12 protein-coding genes and 1 pseudogene are annotated in these 12,725 nt (G+C 60.7%); 4 read left to right on the top strand and 9 right to left on the bottom strand.

The window, feature by feature from the left end:
* Both ACR9ZQ_RS31960 and ACR9ZQ_RS31955 read right to left on the bottom strand, forming a co-directional pair.
* Positions 1-642, bottom strand: coding sequence for a TenA family protein (locus ACR9ZQ_RS31960; RefSeq protein WP_481429646.1), 642 nt, complete (start codon positions 640-642; stop codon positions 1-3).
* A gap of 5 nt (positions 643-647) precedes the next feature.
* Positions 648-1,490 carry a BtpA family protein gene (locus tag ACR9ZQ_RS31955; protein WP_481429645.1) on the bottom strand — a complete coding sequence of 281 codons (843 nt, stop codon included), beginning with the start codon at positions 1,488-1,490 and terminating at the stop codon, positions 648-650.
* 26 nt (positions 1,491-1,516) lie between these two features.
* On the opposite strand from ACR9ZQ_RS31955, the gene ACR9ZQ_RS31950 reads away from it, so the two are divergent.
* Complete coding sequence (locus ACR9ZQ_RS31950) at positions 1,517-2,419, top strand: PfkB family carbohydrate kinase (RefSeq protein ID WP_481429644.1); 903 nt, start codon at positions 1,517-1,519, stop codon at positions 2,417-2,419.
* Positions 2,420-2,422: 3 nt separating this feature from the next.
* Here ACR9ZQ_RS31950 and ACR9ZQ_RS31945 read toward each other — a convergent pair whose 3' ends face one another.
* The 6 genes from ACR9ZQ_RS31945 to ACR9ZQ_RS31920 are packed head-to-tail and all read right to left on the bottom strand — an operon-like array spanning position 2,423 to position 8,106.
* On the bottom strand, positions 2,423-3,193 hold the full coding sequence (locus ACR9ZQ_RS31945) for a glutamine amidotransferase (RefSeq protein ID WP_481429643.1): 771 nt from the start codon (positions 3,191-3,193) through the stop codon (positions 2,423-2,425).
* A 27-nt stretch (positions 3,194-3,220) separates the two neighbouring features.
* The gene (locus ACR9ZQ_RS31940) at positions 3,221-4,291 is read right to left on the bottom strand and encodes a phosphotriesterase family protein (protein ID WP_481429642.1); all 1,071 of its coding nucleotides are present in this window, start codon (positions 4,289-4,291) and stop codon (positions 3,221-3,223) included.
* Positions 4,291-5,295: an ABC transporter permease gene (locus ACR9ZQ_RS31935; RefSeq protein WP_439018240.1), complete on the bottom strand. Its 1,005-nt coding sequence runs from the start codon at positions 5,293-5,295 to the stop codon at positions 4,291-4,293. The genes ACR9ZQ_RS31940 and ACR9ZQ_RS31935 overlap by 1 nt, the downstream gene beginning before the upstream one ends.
* Positions 5,292-6,101: an ATP-binding cassette domain-containing protein gene (locus ACR9ZQ_RS31930; RefSeq protein WP_405049695.1), complete on the bottom strand. Its 810-nt coding sequence runs from the start codon at positions 6,099-6,101 to the stop codon at positions 5,292-5,294. The genes ACR9ZQ_RS31935 and ACR9ZQ_RS31930 overlap by 4 nt, the downstream gene beginning before the upstream one ends.
* Positions 6,098-7,048, bottom strand: coding sequence for an ABC transporter substrate-binding protein (locus ACR9ZQ_RS31925; RefSeq protein WP_310381770.1), 951 nt, complete (start codon positions 7,046-7,048; stop codon positions 6,098-6,100). Before ACR9ZQ_RS31925 ends, ACR9ZQ_RS31930 begins: the two co-directional genes overlap by 4 nt.
* Entirely contained in the window at positions 7,045-8,106 is a 1,062-nt protein-coding gene (locus tag ACR9ZQ_RS31920) for a LacI family DNA-binding transcriptional regulator (protein WP_310381768.1), read from the bottom strand. Before ACR9ZQ_RS31920 ends, ACR9ZQ_RS31925 begins: the two co-directional genes overlap by 4 nt.
* Positions 8,107-8,435: 329 nt before the next feature.
* Here ACR9ZQ_RS31920 and ACR9ZQ_RS31915 point away from each other — a divergent pair.
* The 3 genes and pseudogenes from ACR9ZQ_RS31915 to katE all read left to right on the top strand — a co-directional run bounded on the left by ACR9ZQ_RS31915 (position 8,436) and on the right by katE (position 12,125).
* Positions 8,436-9,144: pseudogene (locus tag ACR9ZQ_RS31915) on the top strand (SDR family oxidoreductase).
* Between the two features lie 255 nt (positions 9,145-9,399).
* Complete coding sequence (locus tag ACR9ZQ_RS31910) at positions 9,400-9,900, top strand: YciE/YciF ferroxidase family protein (protein WP_310381764.1); 501 nt, start codon at positions 9,400-9,402, stop codon at positions 9,898-9,900.
* Positions 9,901-9,986: 86 nt separating this feature from the next.
* Positions 9,987-12,125: a catalase gene (gene katE / locus ACR9ZQ_RS31905; RefSeq protein WP_481429641.1), complete on the top strand. Its 2,139-nt coding sequence runs from the start codon at positions 9,987-9,989 to the stop codon at positions 12,123-12,125.
* A gap of 77 nt (positions 12,126-12,202) precedes the next feature.
* Here katE and ACR9ZQ_RS31900 read toward each other — a convergent pair whose 3' ends face one another.
* Positions 12,203-12,475, bottom strand: coding sequence for a hypothetical protein (locus ACR9ZQ_RS31900; protein ID WP_481429640.1), 273 nt, complete (start codon positions 12,473-12,475; stop codon positions 12,203-12,205).
* Between the last annotated feature and the right edge of the window lie 250 nt (positions 12,476-12,725).

Raw genomic sequence — 12,725 nt, 5'->3', positions numbered from 1 at the left:
TCAGGAATAGGCTGCTTCGTGGAAGTCGATCTCAAGGCGTTGGGCCCGGCCGAAAATGGCGCTCAATCGCTTGCGTTCGGCAAGATCCATCGTCTCGCCAGCCTCGTCCAGCACCGCCTTCAGCCAGCGCGCCTGCGCTTCGAATTCCGGTTCGGCATGAAGCCTGACCCATTCCTTGAGAAGTGGATCGCTGATGGCCGCTCTGTCGGCCTCGGTCGACCAGGTCCAGTACATCCATTCGGCGGCAAACATGGCGGCGATCGTATCGAGGAAACCGCCGTCACGGGCAATCGCCAGCATTCCCTCTCGGAACGCAGCGACATCGGCTCGGCCGGTGTCATAGCTGGCGGGGTCGATGGCGCGAGCTGCGAAGGTCTTCTCGAAATAGGCAATCTGCTGGTTTGCCAGCGCGTCCAGCACACCGATCAGCCAGCGCTTCTCCTCGATGGTGCCGGCCTTTGCAGTGGCATAGGAGAAGATCGCAATCGCCGTATCGACGAAGGCACCCTCGAAGACGAGATATCGTTCGAAGGCCTCATTCGGGAGACGGTCAGCCTTGATGTCTTCGACAAAGCGGTGGCGGACCATGGCTTCAAAGACGTCGCGGTTCTCGTCGAGCATCTGTTCGGAGAGAGATACCATGATCGTCACAACTCCAGACCGGGTTTTGCGGCTTCGACGAAGGCTGCGACACGGGCCGGCTCCACAGGGTTCCACCAGACGCCACCCTCCTTCAGCGAAGAAGCGACGATGACGCCGTTGGTGCGCTTGAGGATCTCGACGATATTATCCTTGGTCACGCCCGAGCCGACGAGCAATGGAAGATGGGTTGCAGCACCGATTTCCTCGATCTCCTCCATCGTTGCACTGTTGCCCGTTCGCTGGCCGGTAGCGATCACCACATCCGCATCGAAGAAGGCCAAATCGCGAGTCAGTTCATCGATCGTCCGATCGGCGGTGATGGCGTGTGCCCCATGCTTGACGTGGCTGTCGGCAAACACCTTGATATGTTCGGCACGCAGCAGCGAGCGATAGCGCATGGCCTCGGCAGCGCGGCCCTCCATGAAGCCCTCATTGGCGACGTAGGCGTTCGCCCACTGGTTGACGCGGATGAAGCGTGCGCCACCGGCGGCCGCGATCGCGAAAGCGGGGATCGGCGCATTGGCAAGCACATTGATGCCGAGTGGCACGCCGACAGCACGAGAGATGCGGTCGGTTACGACAGACATGAAGGCTGCGGTTTCGTGGCCGATATCCTCCGGCTTGGAAAAGGGGATGTCGCCGTGATTTTCGACGATCAATCCATGAATACCGCCTTTGACAAGCGCCTCGGCATCGCGCATGCAGGTGTCGTAGATGGAATCCATTGCCGCGTTGCGGTAGCGTGGAGCACCCGGGAAAGGCGGGCAATGGATCATGCCGATCAGCGCCTTGTCAGTGCCGAATATTTCCCGTATGGCGCTTGTGGCCTTATCCGATATCTGCTGCATTTTTCTTTCCCTTCTGAAAGCCCGCCATGCGTGCCTATGTCATCGGTAACGTCGCCATCGACGAAACCATTTCTGTAATGTCCATGCCCGAAGCGGGTGCCTCGATCCTCGGTCGGGAGGAAACCCGCGACCTCGGCGGCAAGGGCGCCAATCAGGCCGTCGTAATGGGCCGCACCGGCCTTCCCACGACGCTGGTCACAGCCGTCGGCGAGGATTTTCGCGCCCAGACGATCCGCGACCAGCTTGCTGGTGAAGCGCTGGACGCCCGATTGTTGGGCAGCCCTCACCGCTCCAGCGATTTCTCCATCATCTTCACGACGCCTGATGGCGAAAACGCCATCGTCACGACGACGGACTCGGCCGAGGCACTGACCCTGTCCGAGGCGCTTGCCCCGCTCGGCGATGCGGTCGGCGGCGACCTCGTCGTGCTGCAGGGCAACCTCAGCGAAAACGTGACCCGCGGCATCCTTGCCGAAGCCAGACGCCGCGGCCTGACGACCGCCTTCAACCCATCGCCGCTCAGGCCCTATTTCGCCGAGCTCTGGCCGTTCATCGACATCGCCTTTCTCAACAGGGGCGAGGCCGAAAGCCTGACCGGATCATCCGGCGAGGCCGCGATCCACCGCCTCGCCGAAGCCGGGGTGGCGCAGACCGTGCTCACCCTCGGCGGCAGCGGGGCGATCCTTGCCAGCGGCAATCAGGTGCTGGCAACCGTTCCTGCCCGTGTCACAGAGGTCGTCGATACGACCGGTGCCGGCGACACATTCATGGCCGTCGCCCTCGCCTCTGCCGCGCTCAGATCGACCACGCTCGACGCCAAAGCCATTCATCATGCGACTGCGGCGGCGGCCATTACCGTCAGCCGCCGCGGGACGCGTTCGGCCTTCCCGACCAAGGCGGAACTCGCCGGCATCCTCGCCGGCGAATGACGCCTACTTCGCCTCTGTCAGCCAGCCGAGGATATTCTTCCAGAGACGCCCGTAGCCTTCCCACTCGCAGAAGGCAGGCGAAAGCCAGTGCGGCCCAATATCCGAAGTCCAGGCGGCGGTTCTGCCTTTGCCGAAGCGGCCTGTGACCAGCAATGGATGGCCACCTTGCTCTTCCGGCAGGCGAGCGATGACTTCGACATCGTCGCGCTCGCGCACTTCTACCTCGTTGACGCCCAGAAGCAGAGGCCATTCATCCGACAGGCCGGCAACCGTGGCGTGATCGGACTTGACGAGGACCGGCGTCGTTCCCTCCGGAATTTCCACTCGGTCGTCATAGGGCAGACACGTGACCGGCAGGACATCCTCAACCGGCGTGCGGCGCCAGCGCGCCTTGCCGTCAATGCCCTGAAACGAGAAATAGCCGCCGACCATCAGCAGACCGCCGCCCTTTTCAACCCAAGCTTTGAGCAGCTTCAATCGGTTCGGAACCGTCTTCGAATGCAGCCAGACCGCCGGGGGAAGCAACAGGGAATTAGCGCCTATATCGGAAAGAATGATCGCATCGAAGGCGTCGAGCCCCGCCATATCGAAGGGGAATTTTTCGACCGCTTCATGGGCCGGCATGTAGGTCAGCTCGAATGCGCTGCCCTTGAGTGCCGCAACGAGCGGCTCGGCGCCGAGATGAAACGTGACGCTTCCGAACTGGTCGAAACCCTTGTAGTGCGTGGCGGAACTGACCCAGCTTTCGCCGACGAGAAGAACCTTCTTTGTCATGATGTTTCCATTTCTTTTATGTCACGGTCAGGCGCTGGCCTGAAAGACGGATTTCGGATTGGCGCGCATGAAGATATCGAGCGTCGCGTCATCGAGACCGTGACGCTTCAGGCGCGGCAGGAAGTGGCGCAGGATATAAGCATAGCCGTTGCCTCCGTAATGCTTGAGCATCATCTTCAAGAAGACGTCGTGGGAGAGCAGGAGGCGATCGGTATGCCCCATCTCGACGAGCTTGACGAGCGCGCGAGCCGCCTCCTCGTCGCTCGGGCATTGCACCTGCTGATCGGCGTAGAAGAAATCCATGCCGATCATGTCATATTCGAGAAACGCGCCGCGGGCGGCAAGCTCAGACTGATAGGTGAGATCGTCATGTGACGGGTTCATGTGGCAGAGCACGGTATGCCTGAGATCGCCGCCTTCGGAGGCGACGATATCGAGAACCTTGTGGCCCAGGCGGTACCAGCCGGGGAGATGGACCATCAAAGGCAGACCGGTGCGCACCTGCGCCTGGGCAGCACCGCGCAGGGACTTTTCCTCCTCGGCGGTGAAATCGGAGGACACGCCGATCTCGCCGATCAGGCCGATCTTCACGTCGGTACCATCCGCGCCGACGGTGGCTTCGGAGACGATCTCGTCGGCGATCCGGGAAGCAGACATGCCGGCGACCTTGGCCGGATGCGAGGAACCAAGATAGAACCCGGCACCCATGACGATGTTCAGTCCCGTCGCCCTGGAAATCCGCAGCAAGGCGAGAGGATCCCGGCCGATGCCCTGGCACGTTGGCTCGACGACCGTTCGACCGCCGAGGCCGGCGAAGTCCTGGAGTTCCGTCACGGCAAGCTGCTCATCGTCGAGGGTGATGTTGTGCTTGTTGACGAAAGGGTCCTGCCTGAGTTCGCCGAGGATCTCCATGCAGACGAAACCTTCGGCAAGATATTGCCGCTCGGAGGTCTTCGGTGCATGCCACCAGCAGCGGCAATCGTTGAGAATATGCTCGTGCATCAGCGTGACGCCGATCTCTGACGCCGGAACCGGCCCCGAGACCGTCATCACATTCCCGGATCGCACATGACCCGGCGAAAGCTCGTCCGTTGCCATCAGCTTTTCCTCCTGCCCGCCAGGCGGAAGTTTGCGGTGAAGATGCGGGTGTTCAGCCAGATGGCAACCAGAATGATGGCGCCGGTAACGATCTGGGTGAAGAAGGGCGAGATATGCATCAGGATCAGGCCGTTGCCGATGACGGCGATGGTCATCGTACCGAGCACCGTGCCGATCATCGTGCCGCGCCCGCCCATCAGGGAAGTGCCGCCGAGCACGACCGCGGCGATGACCTGCAGTTCGAAGCCGACAGCGGCATTCGACGAGCCAGAGCCGAGACGGGCCGCGATCAAAAGACCGGCGAGCGCCGAGGCAACGCCCGATACGAGGTAAACCGAGGCGACGATCCATTTGGCCGGCATGCCGACGCGACGCGCCGCCTCCATGTTGGATCCCACCGCGATAATCTGCCGTCCATATTTGGTGACCGCCATGATGACGTAGCCGACGATTGCGACCAGGATCGCAATCAGTGCCGGAACGGGAAAGCCCGCCAGCTCGCCGCGCCCCAGGTAGAAGAAGCCGGGCTCGTTATTGATCGGAATGGAATAGCCCTGCGTCAGGTAGAGGGCCACGCCACGCAGGATGGAAAGCCCGGCAAGGGTGACGATGAAGGCTGGAATGTTCTGGTAGGCGATGAACCAGCCCTGCAGCAGACCAACGATGCCGCCGAAGGCGAGCATGCCGATCGAGACGATCGGCCAGGGTATGCCTGTCGCAAGAGTAATGGCAGCGACGGCGTTGATCAGGGCCAGCATCGAACCGACGGACAGATCGATCCCGCCGGTCACGATGACGAGGGTCATTGCGATGGCGACGACGAGGATGGGCGCCGCCTGGCGCACTATGTTCAGGATGTTGCCCGTCGTCATGAAGGTGGTGGTCGTCAGTGAAAAGAAGACGAGGCATGCCAGAAAGAAGAAGGCGATCGACAGGACCTGGGCATTCTCCCCCAGAAAATCCGCCATCGGTGAGCCCTTGGCGCGTTCGGTGTAGACGGTCAATGTCTTTCTCCCCCGACGATGAGCTTGACGAGATCCTCGAGATTGGTCTTGCCGATATCCCGCTCGGCAACCTTGGTGCCTTCGTACATGACGGCAATCCTGTCGCAGACACGGAACAGATCCTGCAGACGATGGGTAATGAGGACGACGGAAACACCCTTCGCCTTGACCCGATTGATCAGCGAGAGCACGGCTTCGACTTCGGCAACAGCAAGGGCCGATGTCGGTTCATCCATGATCAGAACCTTGGGCTGGAAGGAAGCGGCACGGGCGATTGCGATCGCCTGGCGCTGACCGCCAGACAGCTTCTCGACCTTGGCGGAGAGACGCGGAATGCGGATTTCCAGCGCATCCAGCATCTTGCGCGCCTCGCTCATCATCTTCTGACGATCGAGGAACGGACCTCTGGTGAGTTCGCGCCCAAGAAACAGATTGCCGACGACATCGATATGGTCGCAGAGACTCAAATCCTGGAAGACCATTTCGATATGGCGGCCGCGGGCGTCCGCAGGTCCGGAGAGATGGACCTCCTCACCGTTCAGCGAAATCGTCCCCTCATCCGGCAGATAGGTTCCGGAGATGATTTTGGTAAGTGTTGACTTACCGGCCGCATTGTCGCCGACAAGCCCGAGGCACTCGCCGGGAAAGAGGTCGAGATCGACGCCACGCAGCGCCTGATGCGAGCCGAAAGTCTTGCGGATCCCGCGCAGTGAAACAGCAGGTGTCCGGACGGACGAGCCGGAGGAATGCGGGGAGGCTTGCGCCTCCCCGGCCCCGGCATAAACAGGCCGGTTGTCCGTCATCATTTGAAGACGGCCCGGTACGGCTCGACATTTTCCTTCGTCACGATCGTGATCGGAACGGAGATGCTCTTTTCAACGCTCTGACCTGCGGTCAGCTTGGCAAGAGCCTCGACCGCGGCTTTGCCTTCGCCGGCAGGATCCTGCTGGACGACGGCAACCACGTAGCCGTCGTCGAGACCCGAAATCGCCTGCGCGGTCAGATCCCATCCAAAGACCTTGATGCTGTCCTGCTTGCCCTGGCTCTGGACAGCGGCGATCGCGCCGAGGAGAGCCGGTTCACCGGTTGCATAGATCGCCGTCATGTCGGGATTGCCAGTAATCAGGTTTTCGGCAGCGGCAAGTGCATTGTCCTGGATATTCTGGCCGTCGACGACGCCAGCCGTCTCGATGCCGTCGCTCTTGACAGCGTCCTCAAAGCCCTTCTGGCGAACGTTCTGAATATAGGAGTTCAGGGCGCCGACCACGCCGAACTTGGCTTTGCCACCCATGTTCTTCTTCACGTAGTCGAGGAAATAGGCGCCCATGTCGGCGCCGGCCTTGCCGTTGTCGACGCCGATCTGCGACTTCTGCGGACCATCCGGCAGGATCGCGTCAATGGCGACAACCGGAATGCCGGCATCCGAAGCCTGCTTGACGGCAGGCATGATGCCGTTGACGTCGATTGCGACGACGATCAGGCCATCGACCTTCTGCTGGATGTAGTTTTCGATGGCGCTGTTCTGTGCGGCCGCTTCATTGTTGGCGTTGAAGATGACGAGCTTGTCGCCGGCAGCATCCGCCGCCTTCTGTGCACCTTCATTGATCTGATTGAAGAAAAGGGCCTGCTGGTTGATCTGCACCAGCGCATAGGTCTTGCCTGCAGCCTGAGCAAGTGAGGCTCCGAGCGTTGCACCGGCAAGCGCGGTAAAGGCAAGAGCGGCGGTAAACGCCCGACGTCTGATCTGTTTCATGTTCTCATCCTCTGGTTTTGTTCTCGTTGCTTATTATAGGTCGACGGCGGCGCAACGGAGTTCCGCACGACGATTTCGACTGGCACGAGTTCCTCGGTGGCGAGCGATTTGCTCTCCTGCCAGTTTGTTTCGAGAAGAAGGGATAGGGCACGCCTGCCAATGGCGCGCACCGGCTGTCGGATCGCGGTCACCGGCGGCGCAAAGAGGTGCAGCGGACTGACATCGTCGAAGCCGATGATCGACAAGTCCTCGGGGATCGATATTCCTTTCTCCCTCAGGACTTCGATCATGCCGATGGCGATTTCGTCGGAGCTCGCGAAGATTGCGGTCGCCGGCATGCCTTCTTCCAGGAAGCGGCGCGCCATGTCCCGCCCGCAGGCGATCGTATATTCGCCGCTGTAGCGCCTGATCGAGGTATCGTCGCCGAAACGTTCCTGCAGGCCCTTGCGCAATCCGTTGAAGCGCCGTTGCGTGCTGATCATCGCATCAGGGCCGCCGACATAGAGCACATCGCGATGAGCGAACTCCGCCAGATGGCGTCCCGCGAGATGGCCGCCCTGAAAGTTGTCACAGAAGAGCTTCGGGACACTGGCAAGCGGAACGTCTTCGTCGACGACGATGACCTTGCCTGTTCGATTGATGAGAGCTGCGAGGTCTCCGTTGTCGGGATGGTTGGTGACGAAAACCAGGCCGTCGACGTGATTGTGCTCGAGCAGCCGGAGATAGGCGACTTCACGGCCGGTCCGGTTGAGAGTGGCATAGAGCGAAACGGCAAGCCCCCGGTCGTTCGCCTCCTCTTCGACCGCCGCCACCATGGTGGCGAAGAATGGGTTGGCGATATCGGGCACGACCAGTCCGATCGTGTCGGAACGACCGCGGCTCAGCCGCCGCGCGTGAGGGTTCGGCTGGTACTTGAGGGAAGTGATAGCATTTTCGATACGCTGCTTGGTGAGGGCGGGCAGATCCAGCGAACCGTTCAGCATGCGTGAGACTGTCGTTACCGACACGCCCGCCGCTTTCGCGACATCCTTTAACCCCGGGGTTCGTCCTTGCGCCATTAGCTTTGTAAACCGCTTTAGTAAAACGCTTTACTTACCCTCCATCACAAGGGATTGCCTGTCAAGAGCCGTTGTCAGCTGCCGACAATTCGTTTTGAAAGGATGGTTACGCTGCCCCGTGGAATGCGCGCTTCGGTTTCGACTGCGCGCTGCGTCAGGCACGCGTTCGATCTGGGTCATCCCTGCGAACTGACAGGGAACTGCCGGCCGACCGACGAGTTGTTGTTCCGGAACGTTCGCCCCGCTTCTGCCGCGAGCGAAGACCGAAAGTTCATTTGGCCGACGTCATCTGGCGCCGGTCGGCGGTCTCAAACCTGGAGGAACAGACAATGGCCAATTACCCGACCCCACCCTTCGATACGCCGCGCCAGCCCATGCCGGGCACGACCGAGGCGATGTCGCCGGTACCCGACCACGGCGAGCAGACCTATCGCGGGTCTGGCCGACTAACCGGCAGGAAGGCCGTCATTACCGGCGGCGACAGCGGCATCGGACGGGCCGTTGCGATCGACTATGCCCGCGAGGGTGCGGATGTTCTCATCGCCTATCCTCGTCAACAACGCGGCGCATCAGGCAAGCTTCAAGGATATAAGCGAGATCAGCGATGACGAGTGGGAGCTGACCTTCAAGGTCAATATCCATGCGATGTTCTACCTGACCAAGGCGGCAGTCCCGCATATGAAAGCGGGCAGCGCTATCATCAATACCGCCTCGATCAATGCCGATAGCCCGAGCCCGCACCTGCTCGCCTATGCGACGACCAAGGGCGCCATCCAGAACTTCACGGCCGGTCTCGCCCAAATGCTGGCGGAGAAGGGCATTCGCGCCAACGCCGTCGCGCCAGGCCCGATCTGGACCCCGCTCATTCCCTCCACGATGCCGGACGAAGCCGTAAGGAATTTCGGCAAGCAGGTCCCGATGCAACGTCCTGGCCAGCCCGCCGAGCTTGCGACCGCCTATGTGATGCTCGCCGATCCGCTGTCGAGCTATGTTTCGGGGGCAACGATTGCCGTGACGGGCGGCAAACCGATCCTGTGAGCTGGCGCGCTCTGAGGCCAGCTAGACTGTCGAGCGGCCGGCGCACAATGCCGGCCTTTGACGTTCCAGCTGGTTCGAAGGTTCACCTCAAGGAGGCGCCAGGGCGGCGAAGCAACCGCCGACCGGGTGTCTTTCGTTCCAGTACGGTCGGGGACGGGAACAATCACGCCGCGCAGACATTGGGAATGCGTTCGCACCCGGTAGACGGGAGGACGGATTAGCACCAACAGCGCTTCGCCACAGAAGGACCCCATCATGGCAGCCACCAAGACGCTCGACGACCTTTTCCTTGATACACTCAAGGACATTTACTTCGCGGAAAAACAGATCCTGAAGGCTCTGCCAAAAATGGCGCGCGCCGCCCAGTCCGAGGACGGCAAGGCCGGTTTCCTCAAGCATCGCGATGAAACTCAGGGCCAGATCGAACGCCTCGAACAGGTCTTCGGACTTTTGGACAAACCGGCCCGCGGCAAGACCTGCGAGGCCATCCAGGGCATCATTGCCGAAGGCGAAGAGATCATGGAGGAATACAAGGGCACGGTCGCCCTTGATGCCGGTCTGATCTCGGCAGCACAGGCCGTCGAGCACTATGAAATCGCACGCTACGGCACGCTGATCACCTGGGCCAAGCAGATCGGCCTCAACGACGCTGTCGCCCTTCTTCAGGCAAACCTCGCCGAGGAAGAGGCCACGGACAAGAAGCTGACCGAGCTCGCACTCGCCTCGGCCAACGCCAAGGGGAAGAAAGCCGCCTGAACCGACATAGGTCCCACGAGAAGGCCGCCCACCAGGGCGGCCTTTCTCCAATCGGCAATTCACACATATCGTAAGGGATTGAGACAATGACCAAGAAAACGTCGACGCCCGCCAGAACAAACACAGCGACGATCCACGACCAGAAACTCCATCGCGGCGAAGGTGGCGAGCTTCATCAGTTCGCCGAAGATGGGCATCCGGTTCTAACGACTGCCCAAGGCGGACCCATAGCAGACGATCAGAACAGCCTGCACGTTGGGGTTCCTGGACCTGCGCTCATCGATGACTTCCACTTCCGCGAAAAGATCTTCCATTTCGACCATGAGCGCATTCCCGAACGCGTGGTCCACGCGCGCGGCTACGGCGCACATGGTTTCTTCGAGACCTATAAGTCCCTGGCTGACTATACGCGGGCCGACGTCTTCCAGCGCCCAGGCGAAAAGACGCCCGTCTTCGTGCGCTTTTCAACGGTTGCCGGCAGCAAGGGGTCCTTCGATCTTGCCCGGGATGTTCGCGGCTTTGCCGTGAAAATGTATACCAAGGAGGGAAACTGGGACCTCGTCGGCAACAACATCCCTGTTTTCTTCATCCAAGACGCCATCAAGTTTCCCGACATCATCCATTCCGTGAAACCGGAGCCGGACCGGGCATTCCCGCAGGCGCAGTCCGCCCATGACAACTTCTGGGATTTTATCAGCCTGACGCCGGAAAGCATGCATATGATCATGTGGGTCATGTCCGACCGGGCGATCCCCCGCTCCTTCCGCTTCATGGAGGGCTTCGGCGTCCATACCTTCCGCTTCGTCAACGCCAAGGATCAGTCGACATTCGTCAAGTTCCACTGGAAACCGAAGCTCGGGCTGCAGTCCGTCGCCTGGAACGAGGCGGTCAAGATCAACGGCGCCGATCCGGACTTCCATCGCCGTGATCTCTGGCAGGCGATCCAGTCGGGCAATTTTCCGGAGTGGGAATTGTGTGTCCAGCTCTTCGATCAGGAGTTTGCCGATACATTCGATTTCGACGTGCTCGATCCGACAAAAATCATCCCGGAAGAAATCCTTCCCGTTCAACCGATCGGTCGGCTGGTGCTCGATCGCATGCCCGACAATTTCTTCGCCGAGACGGAACAGGTCGCCTTCATGACGCAGAACGTTCCACCGGGGATAGACTTCAGCGACGATCCGCTTCTGCAGGGCCGGAACTTTTCCTATCTGGACACTCAGCTCAAGCGCCTCGGCGGGCCGAACTTCACGCATCTGCCGATCAATGCGCCCAAGTGTCCCTTCCATACCTTTCAGCAGGACGGTCACATGGCGATGCGCAATCCGGTCGGCCGGGTCAACTACCAGCCGAATTCCTGGGGAGAGGGTCCACGGGAATCGCCTCAGAAAGGCTTTCGACATTTCGCGTCCGAGGAACAAGGTCCAAAGCTCAGGTTGCGCCCGGAAAGCTTCGCCGACCATTACAGCCAGGCGCGCCAGTTCTACATCAGCCAGACGCCGCCCGAGCAGCGCCACATCGCCATGGCGCTGACCTTCGAACTCAGCAAGGTCGAAAATCCTATCATCCGCGAGCGGATGGTATCCCATCTTATCAATATCGACGAAACGCTGGCGACCACCGTCGCAGAAAAACTCGGATTGCAGTCTCTGCCGAAACCAGCTGAAGCCGCCATTCCAACGCGCCAGGACCTGGAGCCCTCACCGGCGCTCAGCATTGTGAAACGCGGTCCAGGACGCTTCGAGGGGCGCAAGCTTGGCATCCTGATCACCGACGGCGTCGACGCCAAACTGCTCAAGGGCCTGACAACAGCGCTCCTCAGGCAGAAAGCCGTCTTCGAACTGATCGCTCCGAAGGTCGGTGGCGTGACCGCTTCGGACGGCACTCGGATCGAAGCGCAGCATATGATCGATGGCGCACCCTCGGTGCTTTTCGATGCGATCGCACTTTTGACCTCGCCGGCGGCCATCGAGGATCTCGTCAAGGAGGCTACGGCTCGCGACTTCGTCGCCGACGCCTTCCAGCATTGCAAGTTCATCGGCTATGATCCGTCGGCACTGCCGCTGCTTGAAAAGGCGGGAATTTCCGAAAGTATCGACGAGGGCGTGCTGAGCTTGCCCGGGGAAGATGGCATCGCCGCCTTCGTCACCGAACTCGGCAAGCTGAGGGTCTGGGGCCGGGAACCCTCCGTCAAGCTTGGCAAGGCCTCGCCGCCGATAAAATGAGGGCAAGTCGGGACGCGACGTGGCGTCCCGCAGCTTTCTGTCCGAACCTTCGTCCGCGATGCTCGGCGCCGGTAGTCTCAGCCGCCCGCACCGGGCGGTGCATCATTCTCGAAGAATTCCCGGTACTGGATCGTTTCGTCTTCAATGGTATCCAGATTGGTCACGGCCGGTTGTCTGAACCGGACACCGGGTCCGCCCGGGCTCGAATAGTTTCCGTCGAGAAACGAAACATCTGCCGAATGGACTGCGTTGACGATCGCGTCAATTGCTCGCGCCTCTGCCTCCAGCTGCCCTGGCATGGCTTCAAGCTCTTGGATCAAGGGGCAATGAAACCCGCGCGGCTTCGGCAAGGTCCTTCTGCTTCCACCGCAATAGCGCGCGAGCTGCACGCAGCTGTTCGCTCGTAATCATAACACCGCATGCTCCAACCGAATTGTCTGACGAGGCGACCTGACCGGTGACCGCCTCACTTGGCGCTTGTTCCAGCGTCGCATCTCCGCAAAGGGCAAACGGCAAAGATTGACCTGGGTTCCGTTCGAAAGGGCCGGTGATATCAGCGTGACCGCCGATGGAGAGAAGCATCGGTACCGGCGTGGGTTT

It is taken from the genome of Rhizobium sp. KNZ14-9A (genome assembly GCF_056755015.1).
Note: the sequence above shows the minus strand (reverse complement) of the source record. Positions and strands in the feature narration are given on the sequence as shown.